Genomic DNA, 21857 nt, shown 5'->3' on the forward strand with positions numbered 1-21857 from the left:
GGACTTATTCCCTTTGAGCCTTCTTTTGCGCCGAAATGTGCGTTGGTTTGCGTTAATTAGCGTTTTTGTGAAGGCCTATGTAATACAGGCCCCCGTTATGCCAGCAATGGTTCCAGCCACACTTCGCAGCCGTGCCGGAGTGATAGCCACTACCGCCGCCGCTTTTTCCAGCCTCTTCATTCCTGCTGCTACCGCTATCGATTTGGAGCGGCGAACCGACCTTAGCTCCGAAGATAAGGCTAGGGTCAACCAGATCCTGAAAGCACCGACAGATTTTTCCAAAGCTGAGAAATTTGAATTGATGCAGGCAGGGAAGACAACGAGCCGGAAGCCTCTTAATCGCGCCGCCTTTACGCACCCCAGCACCAATCTTCCTTTCGAGCAGCATCAGGACTTCCGATTGGGTGAAAGCCTCTTTCAGAAGCTGTGGGTTTCCACTCCAAGTTCGACGCGCGCCTCCGACGGGCTAGGCCCGCTGTTTAACGCCCGATCTTGTGAGAGCTGCCACCCCAAAGCAGGGCGTGGCCGTCCGCCGGTTGAAGATGAACGTCCAGTTTCCATTTTCCTGCGCCTTTCTGTTGCCCCTTCCACGCCGGAAGAGCGGGCGCTGATTGAAAGCGGCAAAGTTCCTTTCCTTCCAGAACCAACCTATGGCAGCCAACTGCAGAATTTTGGGGTGCCGGGGGTGCCGGGGGAAGGGGAGATAAAAATCACCTATGAAGAGATCAAGGTGGATCTCTCTGAGGGTGAAGTCGCCTACCTGCGCAAACCGACCTACACCATCGAGAACCTCGCTTACGGTCCGATGTCGGACCATGCACTGGTTTCGGCTCGTGTCGCGCCGCCCATGATAGGCCTTGGCCTGCTGGAAGCAATTGCAGAAACGGACATCACCTCCCAGGCTGATCCGGAGGATGCTGATCAAGATGGTATTTCGGGTCGGGTCAGCTGGGTCGATCCCAACGACTCTGACACAAGGACGGTTGGTCGCTTTGGCTGGAAAGCGCTGAAAGCGAGTGTGCAATCTCAGTCTGCAGGCGCGTTTACCGGTGATCTTGGCCTTTCAACGCCTTATGATTTGCGTAACTACGGGGACTGCACCGAGGCGCAGACCGTGTGTTTTGAGCAGGCCCATGGCGAGCAGGCGGATCTTGGGATCTCTGAGGCGCCGGACCCAGTCCTGGACCTTGTGGTCTTTTATTCGCAAAACCTTGCCGTGCCAGCGCGCCGCGATGTGAATGACCCGCGTGTGCTTGCTGGCAAAAAAGTGTTCCATGAGGCGGGTTGCGCGAGCTGCCACACCCCGAAATATGTCACCAGTCGCACAGCGGAAAACCCTGTGCACCAGTTCCAGTTAATCTGGCCATATACCGACCTATTGTTGCACGATCTGGGTCAAGGTTTGTCTGATGATCGCCCAACCGGTTCTGCCAGCGGAAATGAATGGAAAACACCGCCGCTTTGGGGTATTGGATTAACTGAAAATATCAATAATCACAGGTTTTTCCTACATGATGGACGGGCACGCGGCTTGCTGGAAGCTGTGCTTTGGCACGGCGGCGAAGCGGAAGCTGCCAAAACCCGTGTGGTTGAAATGCCTGCAAAGGATCGAGCCAATCTGATCCGGTTTCTGGAGACTCTTTGATGCAGTTTAAGCGTGTCGTTGCGTTCAGTCTGGCCCTTGCCACAATGGCGGCGGCCTTTACGCCAAGTTTTGCGGCGGAAACTCCAGACTACGCGCAGTTCACGCGCTCCAGCATCGAGCAGTACATTCGCCCGGCGAGCAAGGAGCTTGTCGGCGCGCTGAGTAAGCTTGAGAAACGGACCGGCGCGGTTTGCACCGACCACAACGCAGAAACCACGGCTGCTTTCAACGAGGCGTTCAGCACCTCTGTGGCGGCGCTTGCCGGTGTCGACTTTCTGCGGTTTGGACCGATGGCGGAAGATAACCTTGCGCAGCGCCTCGCCTTCCTGCCTGACAGTCGTGGTGTGGTGCGCAGGCAAGTGACCAAGGCAGTCGCGAATCAAGACAGCACCGTTCAGGACCCAGCCAGCCTTTCTGTAAAGAGCGTGGCCTTGCAGGGACTGACGGCTTTGGAGCGCATTGCCTATGACAGCGACGGCACGCTGACTCTGGGCTCTGGCGAGGATGCTGTTTTCCTTTGTGATTATGCCGAGAGCATTACCATCAATCTGGAAGGGGCGGGGCTGGAGCTGGAAGCGGAATGGGATGATTCTGACGGTTTCTCCCAGACCTTGCTGGAACCAAGCAAAGAAGGTCGTGTGGTGCACACCCACAAGGAAGCAGTAGAGATGGTGTTTAACGCCATCGCCACCGGTCTGGTTGTCGACAAAGACCAGTATCTGCTTGTTATGCTTGGCAAGAGTGAGAAGAAGGCAAATCCGAAAAAAGCTCCATTTGCCCGCAGTAGCAATGCGGTGACTTATCTTTCTGCCAGCCTTGCAGGGTTACAGGGCGCCTTGAATGCTGGTGGCTATGCCAAGGTGCTTGAAGGCGAGCAGGACTGGGTGGACAACTCCCTGAACTTCGAGTTTTCGAATGCGCAGCGGGTGCTTTCTAACTTGCCAACGCCGCTTCAGGCGACGGGCGCACAGCCGGAAGTCCGTAAGCAGCTCAAGTATCTGGTCACCGTCATCAGCGGTATCAAAGTGGTGATGGCCGAGAACCTTGCTGGATATCTGAGTCTTTCCGGAGGGTTTAATGCGCTTGACGGCGACTAATCCCATTGCTCTGAGCCGGCGGCAGTTTCTAACTGGATTGGCGGCGTCTGGCGTCGCTTTAAGCGCCAGCAGTTCTCTGGCGTTTGCCAATGGCCTACCTTTTGCCGAGGCGGAAGGCCTTCAACTATTTGCCAGCGCCATGCGCATGCCAACGGGCGGATATGCGCTTGCCGTATTCAGCGAAGACGGTGAGATCCTGTATCAGACACCGTTGCCGGACCGCGGCCACTCGATCGCCTTTGATCGTAATAGCATGCGTTTGCTTTCCTTTGCGCGCCGCCCGGAGAACTTTGCGGTGCTCGTGGATCTTACCGGAGCGCAGGAGCCTGCTGTTTTCACAAGTCCTGAGGGCCGACACTTTTATGGCCACGGAGTATTTTCGAAAGATGGCCACCTGGCCTTTGCGCCAGAAAATGACTTTGAGCACGTGCGCGGTGTAATTGGCGTTTATGACCTTTCCGGCGCTCAGCCTGCGCGGATTGGCGAGTTCGACAGTTTCGGGGTAGGGCCGCACGATCTTCTTCTGTCTCCCGATGGCACGCAGCTTGTTGTTGCCAATGGCGGGATCGAGACGCATCCGGACAAGGGCCGCGAAAAGCTCAACCTGGACAGCATGAAGCCGAACGTTTCCTTCATCAACACAGCAAACGGTGATTTCCTTGGCATGCAGACGCTTGGTTCGGACCTGCATCAGCTTTCCCTGCGCCACATGAGCTTTGACGGCAATGGTGATGTGTGGGTTGGCGGGCAGTTTCAGGGCGCCAAGGATGCAACACCACCGCTGATGGTGCATCTGGGGCTCGACAAGGAAGCAACTGCGCTGGAACTACCTTTGGAGATCACCCAGGGCCTGCAGAACTATGTGGGTAGCGTGGAGATGAACCGATCCGGCGACGTGATCGCAGCTTCGTGCCCACGTGGAGGCAAGATACTGTACTGGGACGTGGCAAAGCGCTCGCTGATCGGGTTCCATCAGGTTGCAGATGGATGCGGAGTTGCCCCTCTGGATGAGGACAGCTTTGCGATTACTGACGGGAACGGCGCGATTAGCTTTGGTGGAAGCGGGGAGGATATGGCCCAGATTATCAGCCAGAGCGCTGGTATCAGTTGGGATAACCATCTGACACCACTGGGTATCTTGCGGGAAGGGTAGGCACTTACCGCGGCTTTCCACATTTTCGAGGGTTGTTGTAATTGGCGCATTGCAGCGCGGCGTAGGATCGGGTAAAGACTACAACACCTCAAGGGCACCCACGCCCGAAACAGGCACCCGTAGCTCAGTTGGATAGAGCGCTGCCCTCCGAAGGCAGAGGCCGCAGGTTCGAATCCTGCCGGGTGCACCATATTTCTCTGCAAATTCAAATAGTTATTGGGCATATCGATTTGTACAAAAATCGATAATGCAGCTTTTTGCATGCTCTTTGCAGGCATTTGTACCGATATCTCGTACAAATCCCGTACAGCATCAATTTAAGACTGAGGCTCGTCGGCGCTCTGCACATCTTTCGAGTGGAGGTGTTCTATGAGCCTCACTCACACTCACAACGGTTTGCCAGAAGGTTTTACGCGGGCACTCCTCCTCACTCTCATAGACAAGTTTGGCCCAGCAGCTGGCCTTAGTGCCACTGACATCAAGGTTTTGAAATACTACGTATTGAAAGTACGTGACGAAGATTTTCTGAAGGGGCGTATCTGCGCTGTCTGGCAAAGAATTCCGTTAACCGCAGAGGAGCTCAACCTCAACGAGCGAGCAATCACTCGTGCTGAAAACAGACTCATTAAGGCTGGTTGGCTCCTTAAGACCAATGCATTGAGAAGCCGTCGCGACGGTTCACGCGAAAAAGCAGGTGACCAGCGCATCATCTGGGCGGCTGGAATAAACTGCCAACCTCTCATCGATCATAAAGTCCCAGCACTTGTTCGGCTAAGCAAGCAGCGCGAAGAGGCAAAACTTGAGCTTGAGGCACTCCAGTCGGAGACGAAGTATCTTTTCGCCGAAATCCGCTCCCTGAACTGCTCTGAAGCACTTGAACGTGCCCTTGTCATTTTACCCTGTGGTCGCCTATCCCGTGTGCGAGCTCTAGAAAAACTCCGTCAGATCAAAACCAAGCTTTCTTCTCTTTTGTCGTTTTTCAGGAAACAGGCTGTTGAGAAGCCTGTTGAAGAACACAGTCGCGCACAGGCAAAAGCGCCGTCCGGGACGGACAAAACGTCCTCACGATCTAACACTATTCAAAATCCACAAATCCAAAATAGTAGACCGAGCGCTGTGCGAATATCGCTTCGGCGATGCTTGGATCACGCACATCCTGACGTGCTTGAAAACATGAGTATCTTAGGTGGTTATTCGCAGGAGAACCTCATCAAAACAGCGAACCTGTTTAGGCAAGAGCTTTGCGTAAGTGATGAGCTTTGGAAGCAAGCCTGTCACAAATTGAACCGCCTTACAGCAGCAACACTGATTTCAATCATCTACCGAAATCATCAGCTCCCCAGCGAGCACAAAGCTCATGCTCGGAACGGAGGTGCTTGCTTCAAAGAACTTGTCCGCAAAGCCATCTCTGAACCCGCAACGCTTTCCCGTTTCCTCTTCAAAAACTTCGAAAACATGGAGGCTTGGTGATGAGTGAGTTAGCGAGAGCAAGGAGACCCTTGCGATACCGCAATGGACCTTGCGAGGGGTGGCAAGCCTCCCCTTCGAACCCCACCAAAGCTACCAAACGCCAACTCACAGAGACGGTCGTTTTGCGCTGTACGGCAGAGGAAAAAGAAAAGCTGAAGCAGCAAGCTCTGGAAGCTGGACAGACCACCTCTTCTTTACTGAGAACAACGCTTGGCCTCATCAAGCCAACCCGACGCCGTGTAGCGCCCAAGGCTGATCCTCGACTAGTTGTTGAGTTGAGCCGCATGGGGTCCAACCTCAACCAGATCGCCCGAGCGCTAAACACAGCCAGAGCTGCTGGAGAGGCATACCAGCTTGATGGCCTGCAGATCATCACAGTACTGACCACTATCGACCGTCAGCTTAGCGAGTTGCTGAAGCTCCACCAGCGCGGGGAGCTAAAAGATGCTTATTAAGCTCTTCAAGAACGGCCAAGGCGGCGGAGCAGCGCCCGTTGACTACCTCGTTGCGGATAAGGTGCTTGCCTATGACGAGAACAGAAACCTGCTGCGCAATGCATCCGGCGCGCCGCTTCTGAAAGAGCGCGATCCACTGCCTGAAGTTCTTGCGGGCAATCCAGAGCACACCAAACTTCTGATCGACAGCAGTCGCCACAAGTGGAGCTATCGGGCAGGCGTAATGAGCTTCGATACTACCGATAGCCCAAGCGAAGAACAGCAACAGAAGGTGATGGAGGCCTTCGAGCGGTTGGCCTTTGCGGGTTTGGAGCGTGACCAGTTCGATGTCTTATGGGTTCGCCACACCCATGAGGATCGCGTTGAACTGCATTTCTGCACACCTCGCCTAGAGCTTAGTACCGGGAATAGCTTGAACATCGCACCTCCGGGCTACATCAAGGCTATGGATGTTCTTCGAGACATGCTCAACAAAGAACATGGCTGGGCCGACCCGCAAGACCCATCTCGCGCTCGAGAAACCAAGCTCACAACTGAACGCAAAGACCGCGCCAGCAGCCGCGAAGAAATTCAGCATTGGCTAGAAGAACTGATTGTCGTCGGGTGCATCAAAAACCGCCCGGAGATGATTGAAAACCTGCAAGACGCTCGGCAGAACCAAGCCGTCTTGATGGCCTCAGCCTTAGTGAGCTTCGAGAGCGATATCAGAGCCATATTGAACGACGCGCAACATACAATCAGGAGAGATTTGGCCGCACAGCACAGATCCATCAGCAACGAGATAGAGCAAGAGCTGAAGGACTTAAGAGCGCGGCTGAAGTTGCATCACCACCTTCGTCGCTGGTCACCACTCCTACTCCTTTTAGCGGTCGTGGTTTCTCTGTTTCTAACACTCAGCCTAACCTGGCTTTGGGCCACCCAGTACCAGCAATGGCAACTCTCCAACAAGCTGGAGAGCATGTTTCAGGAGAACAGCAGTGGATACCTGCTGCTCAACCTGAAAACCGGCACTCTAGCCCGTTGCGAGCTAACCCCCGACCACATCACCTGCAAAGACATACTAAGGTAATCCATGGGAACATTAAGCCCACTAGAGCGCGAGCTCCTCACCTACGTGAAGCAATTAACCGAAGCCTCAGGGCATTCCAACACAGTGCTCAGCGACTTGGAGAAACGCTCGACAGGCTTACTCACCCAACGCCTGAACGATCTGGAAGCCTGCTTAAGCGAGTTGGTCAGCTCACAGCAGCAATTCAACACAGCATTGACCGGCTTTCTGAGCGAGGCCGAGAGCTACACGGCCAACGCCACGCAGTTGAAGCAGAGCGAAACCGCGTTGATGAACGCACGGCAAAGAATAAGCCGCTGATCAAACGATCCCCAAATAACAACCTAAGCCTTTAAGGAGAAAACTCATGCTGATTGATACCAACGCAATCACACTTAAGTTCCTCGATGAACTCATCTTCAACACTTCCGAAGAAGTCATTTCGGCTTTCTTCGAAGTGTCATCTACCGGAAGTTATTGCTGCTTCAAAAGTGGAGAAATTGACTTCAGCATACCTTGTGAGGAAGCGATTCCAGTTTTCTTTCAAGAGTGGGCCAATGGTTGGCATTGTTACTCCCAGCAAGGTTGGGTGACTATCCTTAAAGTCGCGGTTCCGGCTCACGCTGGAGAAAATTCGGCGCATGAAGCCATTGACAGCTTCTGCACCCAAGCTTTTGCCTCAGACCCATTCTCAGCAGGCTATCACTACGCAAGCCTTATCAGCCGAGAGCCGGTAGATGGCAAGTTTGGAGGCTTTATCTTCGTAAACCGGAAGAATGATGCAGATCCAAACGGAAAACAGGAGGACCAGATTGCATTCTCAGAACTTCGCCTCAAGCTAATGCTTCTGACTGCAATGGAAGCGCACGAGGTAATGTAACACTCTGAGTAGGATATGACATTTTCACCCCTTGCGCTCAAACGCATGGGGTGCTCTTTCAAAGGTCTCGATAGCCAATAGGTAGCAATATAGGTCCCCTCAAGCTAGGTAGCCCCGGTAGTCCTGGCAACCCTGGGAGCCCTGGCAAGCCCTTGAGCCCAAGAGGAGCCATAGTTTTTACCGCAATACGATCATCGCTAATTATTTCGGCCACATAAGAACCGTTCCAAACTTCATTGCCATCCAATCTTCCCAAGAATTTGCTATTTTTGTGGAACACGTTATTTCCAACGACAAACGCCACTCCTCGCCCACCTGAATTAAACAGCCAACGCGCCATAATCTCATCCTCCGTTGATAAGAGATCCAATATTTCTGCGAAAATCATTCGCTTTAATCTAAGGCTGATAATTGATGCTGAAATTCATAAAGTAAATATCAGCTCCCACTGTGGGAGAGTAATAAAGTATCATACTGACAAGCCCCCAAAATAGCGGAAGTCTGGCGATACAGCACGCACAGTAGAGATTAAAGTTGCATACTGACGGGTGTATAGGCCCATTCAACAACAGTTTTCTAAGTATTAAAGTATCATACCGAAGAAGTGTAATCCCACCTTCATAACTAGCTATCGCGTGCCAGAGCGACAGGCCGATTTGAGCCCATAGTGGACATTCAGATTGTCGATTCCGATGGCAGGAATGCGAACTTTTGAGACATTTTCTTGATGTTGCCTATAGGACAGGGGCGAGCGAACGCAAAAACTATTGGATGCTTTTAGCCACAGCCACCTCTTTGAGGAAATTGCTAGGAAAAGCAGTAAATATGATCTATTGCAACTTATGAACGACAAACACCCACCTCAAGCAATCGGACTTGAAACTCGCCATATTTTCTTCGATACGCAAGTCTATCGCGGATATGGTCACGACCTTAGCGTTAAATCTCTTGAAGTTCTAGCAGGCTACATCGCTGAAGACATTCTTATTCTGCATACGACCGACATCACTCTGAGAGAAGTCAGCGCTCAACTGGATGCGATGCAATTAGAGCTTGTAACGAAGGCAAACCGGTCTGCCCGATTGCTCGACCGTTGGAATAGAAAGCTGCGTGACAAACGCAATTGGTTTACCGTCCCGGAAAAGCTGGACCCGCCAGCCTCACCCACAAATGCCTATCGAGACTTCGAAAGGACACTGCTCTACCGCTGGAATGTGAAGTGTCATAAAGCAGCGGACCTTTCAATGGGGGCTGTACTCGACCAGTATTTTCTTCGCGAAGCACCATTTGACAAAGATGGGAGTAAGGAGTTTCCCGACGCTATGGCGCTTCTTGCCTTGGAGGCTTGGTGTCAGCAGGCAAGAGAGAAATGCTATGTGGTAAGCAAAGACCAAGCGGTTCAACGTGCGGCGGATAAATCCGAACATTTGATCCCCATTGATTCACTTGAAAAGCTGCTTTCGGTTCTAACCTCTGCTCAAGATCATGACATTGCCGACAAAGTCGGATATGCACTGCGCAATGCGCCTTTATCAGATAAACTTGAAGAGATACTTTCAACCAACATGATCCATTTTGGTGGTCTATACGATGGCGACAGGATGGATGGCGAGGTCGGGAATATCGAGTTCGCCGCATTGAACGAGATATCTTCAGTCACGGTGCTGCGTGTCGACAAAGACAAGGTTGCCTGCCTCCTCGGGATCAAAATGGACGTGACCGCCGAGATCTCTTTTTCCGATGAAACATACGCAAGTTGGGATAATGAAAGCGGTCGTTTTTTTGGGTTAGAGACTGAATATGACGATGTTGATGATACTGTACCCGTCAGAATTTTTATCGAACTCACCCGAGACGACGGCGAGTTTCTACTCGACGATTTTCAGTTCATCACTAGCGACTTGACCATAAGTGATTACAACTCTGATGGGTACCCATACAAGTAAGCCACTCCCGTAAAGGTTACTTGTAGGGACTTGAGATCATAATGTGCAGCGGTAGCTTGGCCGTTGTGCAGCGGTAGCTTGGCCGTTGTGCAGCGAACAACTGGTTTGTTGTGGGAGAGTAATAAACTTTCATACCGACAAGCGCCCCAAGCAGTACAAATCAGCCGATATGAGATGCCTACGAATAAATAAAGTTACATACTTGCCGCTGCACATCCACTCTCAACATCAGCTTTTTGAGTGTTAAAGATTCATACCGAAGAGCCCATTGCAGTCATTAAAGAGACTGCTAGTGCTCGCAGGCGCAGCATGTTGCAGTGTGACCAAAGCGGACGTTTGACCTAGTTACGGAGCAGCTCCATACAGCGCCAGAAGTCAACTTATGATTGACTTTAACGTGCTTGAGGCTGAGGACCAACAACGGACATTCGAGCGTTTCTTTCTGGGGTTGAGGCAATTCTTTTAGAAGTTACTGCTAGCGTTTTCATGAATGCTTCCGGTTGGACCTATGTGCTCACTTTTGCTGGATGTGTCACGGGTCGTTGAGCCCTCTTTACCAGTTGCTGCGGTTTGCACCAATATCGGCTGTCTCAGCTTGGCGTTGGGCATGGAACGTTGAATCAAGTCGGCAACGGCGTGCCAATTCAGTAGGTATCAGTGTGCCGCATTGAATGTTAGTAAGGACATCTGTATCCCCACGCCCAGATGCCCCATGGAGTGCCTCAGTTTAATTCGAAGTGATCCGCCAAGGCGTCGATAATGGTGTCAAGCACCTGAGTTCGATCCGTCCCCACCGGGTCGGTGCAGACAGGATCGTCTTGTTCTTCGATCAGAAGAGCTTCACCTGCGGGCTTACACAGTCCAAGTGCTGTAAAATGCGTAGCGGGTGCGATAGTCTTAACAGAAGCCTGCGGCACCAAAGCCTCAAAATTGCTGCCCATGGCGCTCGTGTCTGTCGCATTGAGCCTATGGGTTCCTTCGCCCAACCCTACAAGAAGAAGCGGAACCGTTACATCCTGCACATCCTGCGGCGCAAGATCCCAAGTTAGGCCAGGATCAATAGCTGCGACGCCACTGATACGTGGATCCCTGTAGGATGCCTCATACCTGTCTTGATCGATTGCCGTGATGTCGACGCCTTCGGCTGTCAGTTCAGCGCAAAACTGTGACCCTGGACCCGCAGCTTTGCAATAGTCGAAAAAACCGTCCCGATTGCCTTGGACACCTGCAAGTGAAAGGGCAGTCCATCCCCCATAGGATAAGCCTGTGGCATAGATCCGTGTTTCGTCGATGATGGGTGCGAAAATCGGATCTTGTAAAACATAGTCCAACGCGGCGGACATGTCTTCGGCGCGGGTCCAGTGGTTGAATGCGGTGTCGAAGTCCAAATCAAAAGTTGTACTGCTTGGATGGTTTACCGCCACAACGATTGCCCCTTTGGAAGCCAACCCCGCGCTGAGCCACGCCATCCGAGCGTAATTGCCACCCCAGCCATGTGAGAGAAGAACGACCGGATGTCGTCCCGGTACCGGCACGGCATCTCTGAACACGGGAGTTCCATAGAAAGCTGCATTTTCAGCAAACATGGTCTGGTGCTGACCCACGGCAGGGAACATGACAGCCATCTGCATATCTTGGTCATGATGGGGAGTCGCTATAGTCAGCTCGTTGAGGCCGACATCTTGTGCTGCGATTTCAGTGCCAGCAGAGAGGATCGAAGCGAGGGCAAGGACAATAGTTTTCATGGAGTGCCTATCGGTGAAGTGGTTTGAATGTTGACACCTTCATTCAGACACTGACGGAATATTATTCGACCTGAATCCGGTTTAAGGTCACGCAGATCAGGATTTAGGTCCTATTAAGTAAGGAAAATGACCTCGCCTGATGCCAGTTCTACCAATACCCATGATTATCGATCTGCTGCTAATGGGCCTTCTTTTGCACCGTGTGCTAGTTCGCGGGGGGCACGCAATCAGAAATAGCAAGAACATAAAACCGGCGAGGCCCTGTACTAAGGCGGATGTCGGCAAATGGTCACAGTTGGGTAATTCCAGATGGCTCTGTTGCATCTGTTGAGTGAAGACACAAATAACCTTCCCCAGGCGCAATTTAAGCGTGAATTCCAAACAGGCGGTTGATAAAGAAAACCTCGGTCCCACCTCCGACAGATCTGATCCAGCCGTCAAACTGCCCCTTCTTAAACATTCGCATTACCTCAAAGCCCTTAATGGTTGCAGTCGCTGTTCGCATCGACTGGAAGCCGAGCGTTGGTTTAATCAGCCGCTTGAGCTTGCCATGGTCGCTCTCCAGCCGGTTATTTAGATATTTAACTTGCCGCAACTGAACGAATTCTGGCACCTTTCCTTCGGACTTAAGTTCAGCCAAGGCCAGACCATAGGCAGGATTCTTGTCAGTGTTGATCCTTGAGGGAACATAATGCTTTGATCGCCTCAAGGCTTTGGCAAGAAAGCGCTTTGCCGCCTTGCTGTCGCGTTTGGCTGTAAGCAGAAAATCAATCGTATCACCACGCTTATCGATGGCCCGAAACAGATATTTCCATTGACCCTTAACCTTCACATATGTTTCGTCGACACGCCAAGAGAACGACAGCCGATTTTGATACCACAAGGTCCGCTTTTCTAGTTCCGGGGCGTAGTGCTGAACCCATCTGTAGAGGGTGGTGTGGTCAACATCAACGCCGCGCTCCTTCAGCATTTCCTCAAGATCGCGTTAGCTGATGCCATATTTACAATACCACCTCACAGCCCAAAGAATGATCTCCCCTGAAACTGGCGATACTTGAATTCTGACATTGCAAATCCCCCACACCGTAGGGATCATGCAGGCAAGGCCTCAAACTTGCAACAAAGCCCTCGAAGGTCACATGTGCTGCGCTAGCGAAGTTGGTTCTGTGATAACAGTGAGGATGGAAAACTCAAGGGTTAGCTGTCTCGTGCACTGCGCAGAATCTTGCTGGCAAGAAGATCGTCTCCAACTGATCTGGCAAGGACAATTGCCCCAACCATCGTCGACAACGTGCGCAGCGCCTTGGTTTCGTCTCCCATCTCCCCTTCAATTAGAGCTATTATTTCTCGAATAGCTTCGGCAAATGCGCTCTGCACCCGCTCATCTTGCCTTGGGCTTTCGCTCGCAAGTGCGGCGAAACTACATCCTTCACCGAGCGCTTTTAGGTGTTGCTCGGACAGATACCATTTCTGAACAGCTTTGATCGGGTCCCCAGTCGCACCTGATATGGAATGCTCCCAACGATCTTTATTTTCCTTGAGGGCCGCCTCTGTTGCTTCTGCAACAAGGTCGGACTTACCGGTGAATTGCTTATAGAAGCCGCCATGGGTCATCCCAGCCGCTTTCATCAAATCGGCGATCCCAATTCCGTCATACCCCTGCTCACGGAAAAGCTGACCTGCGGTCTCGACCACGTTCTTCCGATTTTGTTCGGCGATTTTACGACTGACTCGCATGACGGACCTCTGACTAATTTAGATGATGATATTAATCTAAGCTTGACATGGATAGATTGCAATCATAATCTAAATTAATACCGTTCGTTTCTATGCCAACTTTTTTGTAGTATGCGCAGCCCATAGACGCATTGCAGTCGGAACGACGGCGCAAAGGAAATTAAAGGAAAGATAAAACCAACATGGCCTTTTCACGAAATTCATTGTGCTCCCTCAAGATCGCCAGCTTCACTTCAAAAGCGTATTGCAGCCTTGAAGGAATTTACGGGCAACTGGAGGTCACAAAGTAAGTGGCATTCTTTTTGCGATAAATCGTTTGAGTGACGATGTAATTTTACGGCATCCTTTTCGCTGCGATGTTGTTAAGGGGGCTACGGAAGTGCAACTTGAGCTGTCCCTGCTTGCAGAGTGAACGTTGGCTGGTCTGAATTCGATCCCCCAGAGGCGAGCGGCTTCATACGAGACCACAATGCCGCGCTCCCGCAGCAATTCTTCCACCTCGCACAGGCTTAGAGAGCAAGGGTGGAATTAAATGCGTAAAGTATTGATCACATTGTATGAATCGTAATTATGTGACGTTTTTGAGAATACACACGATAGGTAGTTTATGAAACAAGATCCAATAGTCGTAACGGGAATGGGGTTAGTGACACCGCTTGGCTGCGGTGTAATGGAAGTGTGGGAGAGATTACTTGCTGGGAAGTCAGGCGTCCGGCAGATCGAACGGTTCACTGTAGATGACTTACAAACAACCATTGCTGGCTTGGTTCCGTCCTCGCTTGAAGATGACTGCGGTCTGGACCCTGACCGCGTTATCAGTAAAAAAGACCGTAAAAAGATAGATCTCTTTACCCTTTATGCTTTAGCTGCAGCGGAAGAAGCTCTCTCGCAAGCAGGTTGGCGACCTGAAACCCAAGAGCAACTGGACCGCACGGCCACCATCATTGGTACCGGGATCGGTGGTTTTCCAGTAGTGACGGCGGCTTTGCATACCCTTGATACAAAAGGCCCTCGTCGAATTTCTCCTTTCGTAGTTCCGCAATTTCTTGGAAATCTGGCGGCAGGCAATGTCTCAATAAAATACGGATTTCGCGGACCAATTGGTGCTCCGGTTACAGCCTGCGCTGCTGGACTACAGGGTATCGGGGACGGTATGCGGATCATTTCGAGCGGTGAAGCTGATGTCGCGGTTGTCGGAGGTACCGAGGCGTGCATCGACCGTTTAGCACTAGCTGGGTTTAATGCTGCCAGAGCGCTTTCTACAGACAATGACAACCCACAAACTGCCTCACGCCCCTATGATAAGTCCCGGTCGGGTTTTGTCCTTTCCGAGGGTGCCGGATTGCTGGTGATTGAGAAGATGTCTCACGCAATTAACCGCGGTGCCACGCCCCTTGTCATCCTTGAAGGTTATGGAACAAGTGCAGACGCATATCATTTAACGGCAGGTCCGGAGGATGGTGCTGGGGCTGCTTTGGCAATCCGCCGAGCTCTTACGGGGGCAGAGTGTGACACTGAGGAAATCGGTTACATCAATGGACACGCAACCTCAACCTCTGTTGGGGACGCTGGCGAAATTGCAGCGTTACGAAGCGTATTTTCTGAAACATTGCCTAAGGTGCCGATTTCTTCAACCAAATCTGCCACCGGACATTTATTAGGTGCAGCAGGAAGTGTTGAAGTCATTTTTACCTCGCTTGCGACCATTACCGGATCTCTCCCTGCCACACTTAACTTCCGCCAAGGAGATCTGGACACCAAGGATCTGGATTTCATACCCGATCTGGGCAGAAAGAAATCCATAGAAAGGGCTCTTTGTAACGCTTTTGGGTTCGGGGGTGTAAACGCTTGTTTGGTTATAAAATCAGTTAACTAAACGGCCCGAACTGGCAGTGTTCCATAGTCTCTTAGATCTCCTTTTGGATTGACGCATCTGTATGGCCCTACAGGACCGATCGTGCATGTGTAGACGCCCCTGGAAATGCAAGCAGTTTTTTCATCGGCTTAGGATGAATGGGTTCTGTCGCAAAGTTTAGATCCGACCTTAAAAGTTAGAAAATCATTCTATCACATTGGTCAGTCGACTATTTTAGATCTTGAAACGCTCTATTTCCTTCAAAAATGGCACCCAGATGCCAAATAAGAGGATCTGAGCACTTAGGCTTAGAATTAAATTCTACGTCAAAAAACTTTGCGACAAAGCCACTTTTCGTGTTCCTAGGTAAATTTTTTTTAACATAAATTACCGCTTCCAGTTTCGCTCTTGAGACAAGACTGTCTGAGGCGGAACGGCGGGCTCTTTAAAAAGTAACTATTCAGGGCTCGCGCCTGACGTGTGCCGGTAGAAAAGTGTGTTGCGCGTTCGATCAGATTTTGCAGCAGCGCCAGAGTATGAGTTATATATGTCAGATCAAGATTTAAGACATTTGAAGCAAAATAACGTCAAAACAGATGCTGTAGTTGAAGATACTTCAGCGTTTTCCCTACAAGTATTCAAACAAAATTTGCAGAATACACGGAATATTCTCGATAAACGCACTGTAAACGTAGAAAAGCGCAAGCGCCCGATCAATACACTCACGTTACCTCAGAACCTTGCGTCTTTTGCGGTGGTTCTAATCGGTCTATGCCTATTGTTCTTGGACAAAGGAACTTATCATTGGGTGAAAGATCTCCCGCCGCAGCTTGGGCCATTATTTCGAATGCTTTCTAATATGGGCGAATCCTGGTGGATGCTCATTCCATCTTTTGTTTTGATTATCGTGCTACTTTCCTGCAACGTAAAAAAACATGATAGAAGAAGAAAAACTCAACAATTAGCGTTCGTTATATACTCTTCCTATATTTTCTCTACTGTTGCCATTAGTGGAATACTGGTCGTAATTTTGAAATGGAATATAGGTCGAGCAAGACCCAAACTATTCGAAGATGTGGGAGCTTTTTACTTTGATTTATTTGCGTGGTCGGGGAAATACACCAGCTTTCCAAGTGGTCATGCAACCTCTGCAGCAGCTTTTTCTACGGCTCTTGCTTTTTTATTCCCCCGGCAGAAGTTTCCTATAATTATATTCGGCCTATGGGTTGCTTTTGGCAGAGTATTTGTGGGAGCGCATTATCCTAGTGATGTGATTGCTGGATTTGCACTAGGTTCTATCGTATGCATTCTTATCACTCGCTGGTTTGCAAATCGAAAGATTGGTTTTTCATATAGTCGGCCAAAAAGCATCCAGCGCACCTTATCTTTTAGCGGCAAGTAATTCTTGCCCCTAAGGGCCCTGATGGAATGGATGCCCCGCCCCGTAAATAGTTACCTCGGGAAAATGAACGCAACTCAAAATCGATTTGTTAGTATAGGTAGAAATGGACGTAGGTTTGGATGCCCTGGTAATCCCCCCGATAATTGATCGAGTTTAAAAGTAGAGATATTGTTGCGTCATATTGAGGACTGATTTTATGAAGAAATCTCGTTTCAGCGATGCACAACACTTTACCTAAGCTGTACTCAACCTGAGAGGGAACTGCCCGAAGGTCGGCTGATGGCCCTCCGCGTCAGCAATGGCTTGATGTTGACCTAGATTTCTGCACAGCAGCGAATGACCGATAAGACCGCAAATCAGCTGTTCAAGCGCACTAACCTGAAAGTTAGCTTTGGGGTCAAGGGGCGTCTATCCAGTATGAAACTCTATTCCTCAGTATGCATCTTTATTACTGAGTATGAGACTTTATTACTCTCCCACGCGACAACCACTATGTTGCATTTTACTGATAAGAATATTCCGCAAGTAATTGCATTTTTTTAACCCATTGCGGATTCAAAGAACCTCGATCAATACGTATGTTTTGAATTATTAAATAATGACGGGCCAGCTCCTGTAACGAGCTCCCCCAATGAGAAACCGCGTCTTCAATCATTTTCTGGTCAATACCGTGATTTTGCATCGCAAAGACCATTTGAAAGAAGGTGTTGTGAGGCCAAGCGTACGGTCGCAAAAACTCGGTAAGGAACTCCAGATCTTCTTCAGATGATCCGGTCAAGACATCCTTCATTGATTTGCAGAGGCGAACCAAGGCGGCAGACCAGAAGTCCCGACGGAAAGAGTAAGCCTCTGTTTGCATCGCATCTTCCAACATTTCTTGCGATATGCACCATATAACTTTCTTACGTTCTCCCTCTGTAAACTCCAACGCATTAAGTGCCCATAAGACGACTAACTCTGCAACTCCGTTAGGTGTCTCATCCAAGTCGCGGTTCCAAGCCTGCTCTCTGTATCGGCGTACTTTACTCCAGAGATCTTCGATAACGGCTTCCGCATCCTTTATTTTTAGGAGGTACTGGGCACCAATGCTCCCCGCAACATCCCCTTTTTGCTCAATGCGATCCACTGAAGCGCTAAAAGAAGGACGTACCTTAATGAGTAAGTCTTGTAGAAGCTTCACTCGTTCTTCGGTGTTTAAGGTCTTGTTTTCCGTGGCCACCGATAGCACTGCTAGTAAACGGTTCACCCTCCAAAGGTCACCCGCTTCTTTGATCCAAGGAACCGTTAGTTCACGCAGATCTATTTTTTTTGATAGCTCGTTTATCAAGAGTGCTAACGGATCAATGAACATTCCTTGCCCGTGAGAGCGAAAGCTCCACATTCCGCGTGACTTGCCTTCAAAAATAAGGCGCTCCAGCCAAAGCCACCCAATAGCTTGTGCATCTTCACGGGTAAAAAACGCTTCTAAAAGCAAATGAATGTAATGCCTCAGTTTTTCAAGATCATCATCAAGCTTACTGATTTCTTCTTCGGTGACTGGCTGTGTGACGCTCTCCTTCCCCCACGCCATGTAGCGGCATTGCTCTGAGGCTGAATTGAGCAATGAAAGCACAACTGTTCCTTCTTTCAGAAACGTACCGTTTTTGCCAAAAGCCGTCGGCGCATCCCTGAGTAAGTGCAATGCACCCAATCCCAACTTTTTATCGATGCACTGTTGAACCAAAACCGGGTGCGGCAGTCGACTTAGATACTCAATGTATTTCGCTGGGTTAATTTGTGAAGCTAGAACAAAGAGGTAAGCACGATCGAGTATAACGCAACTTTCTAATCTGCTTTCCCAAACTTCACCAATATCTGGTTCGATCAGAAAGTCATTTATTCCTTGCTCAAGTGCACCTTTTCGATAAGAGGCCGCTGATTTAAGGGGATGGGTTACAATATGATCGAGTTGCTTCCACAAACCATTTTGAGCTGCAGGATCTGACCTTAATCGCTTCCCTAGTTGCTCGAAAAAGGCCTCCCACGCTCCGAAGCTATGAAAATCCCAGAACTGTAGAGTGCCGATCTCTCTATTACTTAGCGCATCAGCGAATATCTCAGCTCTTGCCAAGCCGACCAACCTTGCTAAAGGCCAGCGGCCAGCAAGTATTGGTCCCTCTTGCAGCTCAAGGATTTCTAAGGCTTCGCCCACATCACTGAGACCAATTTGCCCACACTTGCCCTTCAGAAGGATGGTCTCAGGTAGTTGGGATATATCACTATCGCTTTGTACTTCGAGTTTATCGAGCGCTATGATCCAATCTTTGAACGAAGCAATTAGCTCATCAAGGTCATTTCGTTGTTCGAGCAACTCGGTTGATTTTGCAACTTCAATCGCCTTCTTCTCCTCCCAAGCTAACATTTCTAAGTCTTCCTTGCGTTGAGAGAAAGTTCAGCAAGGTCGGTTGATTGCAACCATACCTTACCAATCATACTTCGAATAGAAACCGGTTCTGGTAGTTTCGTCATCACACCAAGCCGCTCACCAAGCTCGTTAAAACTTGGACCGCAATGCCAAACATCTTCATCAACAACAAGATATCGATCATGAATGAGAGTTTTTTCTCCTCCTGGCATTACTCGGACGGTTGGTGCTCTTCCTTCAAGTTTATTTCTGATATCTTCCAGATCTGAAGCGAAAATAATGCCCTGCTGCAGCTGAAACCCCTGTCCTTCTCCAGACAACGATTTAAGAGCTGGTAAGCCGGTCAAAATTCGTGGAACTAAGCCATCACTCTGATTTTGAAGTGCGAACAAGCGCATCTCACGAACACCAAAAAAGGGGTCAACAAAAATGAGGCGTCGTCTTGCTTCTTTAATTAAGCCTACAACGAAATCCTGCGCTTCTTTCTTCTTTCTATTGCGTTCAACTTCACCTAAGCTCTCTTTGGCGGTTCCAAAAATCTTTTGGGGCGCAGACTTCCTTCGATCACGCTTCTTACGTTGGGAAACGAGCGACTGAAGCCTCAAGCGCCCAGGAGCTTCCGGTAACACACCAATAGTTGAAGTGTCTCCTGATGAATAACGGCTCTGCTGGTAACTCTGTGCAGGCTTACGCTTTCCGCCGGACGGTACCTCAATCTCCAATGAACCAACGCTACTTTGCAAACCAAAACTGATTTGGTTCAACCAAGATGCTGGCTTGGAAGCTTGCAGCAAGCCTCTTTCAGAACAGACTAAAGCCCAACCAATCTTATCGGTAAGCTGAGGATATTGCAGCTCGGTAAAGCCCTCCTTTGCAAGCGAAGTACTTTGTATGCTTGCCCAACCATTCCCTCTTTCTTCGATAACATGCAGAGTAAGTGTGCTTAGGTCGGATACTTTGTGCCGAGTTCGTCGTGGTACAGCTAGGCAGGATAGTGACTCGGTACCATTCTCTGGCCTTGCACATGGTGAGATTTGAAGTGATGCGAGAATAGGATCAGGCGCTAGCATCGCTAGGCCACCTAACCACTCAATCTCCTCAAAAGGATCAAAACCAAGATTCTCTTGCAACCAATGCCGAGCTGAATCATTTCCTGTAAGTTTGAGAACCTGCCGTTGAGGACGGGTCATTGGAACTAGTTGATTTATTCTTGGGGAGTCATGCCAAGGAAAAGCAAATGGCGCTTCCATGCCTACTGCAAACTTACCTAAGTTGGGTTCAGCGGCCATTGCAGCAGCAGTTGTAGGTATCTCACCCTTCGGGGTAATGATATTGACGCTTCCACGGGCTGCGCGCCTGTACCAATCAGTAGCAACTTCACTTGAGACACGCGTAGTCGAAAACGTTAAGGTCCATCCATCTGTACCGGGCACAGCCCAAGGTTTTGCTCCGGCTGTCCAACCTTCAGGTACAATCATGTCAAAGGGAAACAACTCAACCCAACCAAACAAATGAAATTGCTTCTTATCCGCTCTTAATATCGCATGACGTACTAGCGCGTTAGGATAGTCATTCTGAAGCTGGCAAAGTGAAGCTTCCTGAATCTCGCTATCAAGATCTGCTATATAATCCATATGCCACCCGAATGATTTTACCAATCCTAATGTTCACCACGGAAATTATGTTTCTTGAAGCCCTTTGCCTAATGAAATCTTGCAGAAAACTATAATCGCAGTCTCGGCTTTACCCTATAAGATCTCGTTCTTGTCGAAGCTCATCATTGTTTTCTAAATAGTTATATACTCGTTCGGTAAGAGCTTGATATCCATCCCAATACTCGTCTTCGACTTTGCGCTTTTGGATCATTTCTAGATCCCACCAGTCATCCAGCCAATAAGAACGACGAGCTTCCTTCAAAGCGATAAGAGGGTGCACTTCCCCGAAAATCAAAGAACGGAATGCCTTCTCTGGCATTAGATAGCCATATGGGGCGATATTCCCTTTATTGCTCCATACACGCCGACAAGTGTTTGAGAATTCTGCTTGGTGCCATTCTCCCGTTGTACCAACCACATCACTCAAATGGAGCGTTGTGTTGAAGGTCTCACATCGATGTGTGTCTAATCTCTTGATGATTGCCACTGAACCTTCGCGCGAAGTATCGCGAACAAAATGCAGCTCAGAGCAATCCTCCGATGATAGCTCTTGAAATAACGAAGCGCCGTATTCTTGTGCTAGGCGTACGTGGAATGGGTTTCCGATATCGTGCTTCAGCCAATCCGCTCGAGCATTACAGTAGTTTGCGATTTTGTCTAAGAGCTTGAAAGGCGGCTCCTCAGCTCCAGATAGTATTCGCTGAACACGAGACGGCGCATCTTCTTCGATGCCTTCTGCCAAAATTGAGACGGAGAATTTATCCGCACCCAACACGCTCTGAAGTTGCTTCATTAACCATTGCAAGCGCCCCAAAGACCCCGAGAAAAAAGAGGTCTCTAGACGACTAATAATCTCAGCATTTATGGATTTATTACTTGATTTTGCACTAATCGCGATCCGCTCGTGCAGGTCTGGCGGCATGCGTAACATGAAGCCTTTGGGGGAGTTTGTAGTGTCCTTTGCCATAAAGGGACAGTAATGATGTTCAACAGATTTCTCAATGATGTCACTATAGTTTCATTGACACTATGATGACATCAACCTAGCATTCTGGATGCAAAATAGGAGAGAACACAATGCCTAAGCGAGATTGGCCACGCATCTTAATTAGAATTCCACCTGACACTAAGAATTTTCTCATCGGTCAGGCAGAACGAAATGCATCAAGTTTGAATAGTGAAATTGTCCGGTGCATTCGCCAGCGCATGGACGAGCTAAGCCGTACTGAAGACAACACGTCATTGTGTACAGGCACAGGCGAGAGGATTAGCACAACATGATAGTGAGTTCGCTATTGCCTAAGGCAATCACTGAAGCAAAGACTATTCCTGAGTGGGTTTCAATCTTTGCAGAAAAAGGGGTCC

General features: G+C 49.6%; 17 protein-coding genes, 1 tRNA gene and 2 pseudogenes. 12 read left to right on the plus strand and 8 right to left on the minus strand.

Features of this window, described 5'->3' with window-relative positions; genetic code table 11:
- Positions 1–97 precede the first annotated feature (97 nt).
- From IE076_RS06495 to IE076_RS06535, 9 genes are all read left to right on the plus strand, one after another.
- Positions 98–1645, plus strand: a complete 1548-nt coding sequence (locus tag IE076_RS06495; protein WP_189435956.1) for a di-heme oxidoreductase family protein — start codon at positions 98–100, stop codon at positions 1643–1645.
- Entirely contained in the window at positions 1645–2742 is a 1098-nt protein-coding gene (locus tag IE076_RS06500) for an imelysin family protein (protein ID WP_189435957.1), read from the plus strand. Before IE076_RS06495 ends, IE076_RS06500 begins: the two co-directional genes overlap by 1 nt.
- A complete protein-coding gene (locus IE076_RS06505; RefSeq protein WP_189435958.1) occupies positions 2723–3895 on the plus strand; it encodes a DUF1513 domain-containing protein in 1173 nt (390 codons plus the stop codon). The genes IE076_RS06500 and IE076_RS06505 overlap by 20 nt, the downstream gene beginning before the upstream one ends.
- Positions 3896–4008: 113 nt before the next feature.
- Positions 4009–4085 (plus strand) — tRNA-Arg (locus tag IE076_RS06510).
- 179 nt (positions 4086–4264) lie between these two features.
- Complete coding sequence (locus IE076_RS06515; protein ID WP_189435959.1) at positions 4265–5365, plus strand: helix-turn-helix domain-containing protein; 1101 nt, start codon at positions 4265–4267, stop codon at positions 5363–5365.
- On the plus strand, positions 5365–5820 hold the full coding sequence (locus IE076_RS06520) for a plasmid mobilization protein (protein WP_189435960.1): 456 nt from the start codon (positions 5365–5367) through the stop codon (positions 5818–5820). Before IE076_RS06515 ends, IE076_RS06520 begins: the two co-directional genes overlap by 1 nt.
- On the plus strand, positions 5810–6889 hold the full coding sequence (locus tag IE076_RS06525; protein ID WP_189435961.1) for a relaxase/mobilization nuclease domain-containing protein: 1080 nt from the start codon (positions 5810–5812) through the stop codon (positions 6887–6889). Before IE076_RS06520 ends, IE076_RS06525 begins: the two co-directional genes overlap by 11 nt.
- A gap of 3 nt (positions 6890–6892) precedes the next feature.
- On the plus strand, positions 6893–7189 hold the full coding sequence (locus IE076_RS06530) for a hypothetical protein (protein WP_189435962.1): 297 nt from the start codon (positions 6893–6895) through the stop codon (positions 7187–7189).
- Positions 7190–7235: 46 nt separating this feature from the next.
- Positions 7236–7748: a hypothetical protein gene (locus IE076_RS06535; RefSeq protein WP_189435963.1), complete on the plus strand. Its 513-nt coding sequence runs from the start codon at positions 7236–7238 to the stop codon at positions 7746–7748.
- A gap of 58 nt (positions 7749–7806) precedes the next feature.
- On the opposite strand, the gene IE076_RS06540 is transcribed toward IE076_RS06535, so the two are convergent.
- Positions 7807–8136, minus strand: a complete 330-nt coding sequence (locus IE076_RS06540; protein WP_189435964.1) for a hypothetical protein — start codon at positions 8134–8136, stop codon at positions 7807–7809.
- Positions 8137–8515: 379 nt separating this feature from the next.
- Between IE076_RS06540 and IE076_RS06545 the strand changes: the two genes are divergently transcribed.
- The gene (locus IE076_RS06545) at positions 8516–9694 is read left to right on the plus strand and encodes a PIN domain-containing protein (protein WP_189435965.1); all 1179 of its coding nucleotides are present in this window, start codon (positions 8516–8518) and stop codon (positions 9692–9694) included.
- 722 nt (positions 9695–10416) lie between these two features.
- Here the strand turns inward: IE076_RS06545 and IE076_RS06550 are convergent.
- From IE076_RS06550 to IE076_RS23130, 4 genes and pseudogenes are all read right to left on the minus strand, one after another.
- Positions 10417–11439 carry an alpha/beta hydrolase family protein gene (locus IE076_RS06550; RefSeq protein ID WP_189435966.1) on the minus strand — a complete coding sequence of 341 codons (1023 nt, stop codon included), beginning with the start codon at positions 11437–11439 and terminating at the stop codon, positions 10417–10419.
- Between the two features lie 364 nt (positions 11440–11803).
- Positions 11804–12507 (minus strand): annotated as a pseudogene (locus IE076_RS06555) (IS6 family transposase).
- A gap of 129 nt (positions 12508–12636) precedes the next feature.
- A complete protein-coding gene (locus IE076_RS06560) occupies positions 12637–13176 on the minus strand; it encodes a TetR/AcrR family transcriptional regulator (protein WP_189435967.1) in 540 nt (179 codons plus the stop codon).
- Between the two features lie 425 nt (positions 13177–13601).
- A pseudogene (locus IE076_RS23130) lies at positions 13602–13689 on the minus strand (IS6 family transposase); the annotation flags it as partial.
- A 94-nt stretch (positions 13690–13783) separates the two neighbouring features.
- Here IE076_RS23130 and fabF point away from each other — a divergent pair.
- Complete coding sequence (gene fabF / locus IE076_RS06565; RefSeq protein ID WP_189435968.1) at positions 13784–15052, plus strand: beta-ketoacyl-ACP synthase II; 1269 nt, start codon at positions 13784–13786, stop codon at positions 15050–15052.
- 526 nt (positions 15053–15578) lie between these two features.
- Positions 15579–16433, plus strand: a complete 855-nt coding sequence (locus IE076_RS06570; RefSeq protein ID WP_189435969.1) for a phosphatase PAP2 family protein — start codon at positions 15579–15581, stop codon at positions 16431–16433.
- 502 nt (positions 16434–16935) lie between these two features.
- Here the strand turns inward: IE076_RS06570 and IE076_RS06575 are convergent.
- The 3 genes from IE076_RS06575 to IE076_RS06585 all read right to left on the minus strand — a co-directional run bounded on the left by IE076_RS06575 (position 16936) and on the right by IE076_RS06585 (position 21459).
- Positions 16936–18834 carry a hypothetical protein gene (locus IE076_RS06575; RefSeq protein ID WP_189435970.1) on the minus strand — a complete coding sequence of 633 codons (1899 nt, stop codon included), beginning with the start codon at positions 18832–18834 and terminating at the stop codon, positions 16936–16938.
- A gap of 2 nt (positions 18835–18836) precedes the next feature.
- Positions 18837–20471 (minus strand): VPA1262 family N-terminal domain-containing protein, encoded by a 1635-nt coding sequence (locus tag IE076_RS06580; RefSeq protein WP_189435971.1) that lies wholly within the window; start codon positions 20469–20471, stop codon positions 18837–18839.
- A gap of 109 nt (positions 20472–20580) precedes the next feature.
- A complete protein-coding gene (locus IE076_RS06585; protein ID WP_189435972.1) occupies positions 20581–21459 on the minus strand; it encodes a toxin-antitoxin system HicB family antitoxin in 879 nt (292 codons plus the stop codon).
- Between the last annotated feature and the right edge of the window lie 398 nt (positions 21460–21857).

Origin of the sequence: Pseudovibrio japonicus, assembly GCF_014651595.1 — a bacterium.
GTDB lineage: Bacteria > Pseudomonadota > Alphaproteobacteria > Rhizobiales > Stappiaceae > Pseudovibrio > Pseudovibrio japonicus.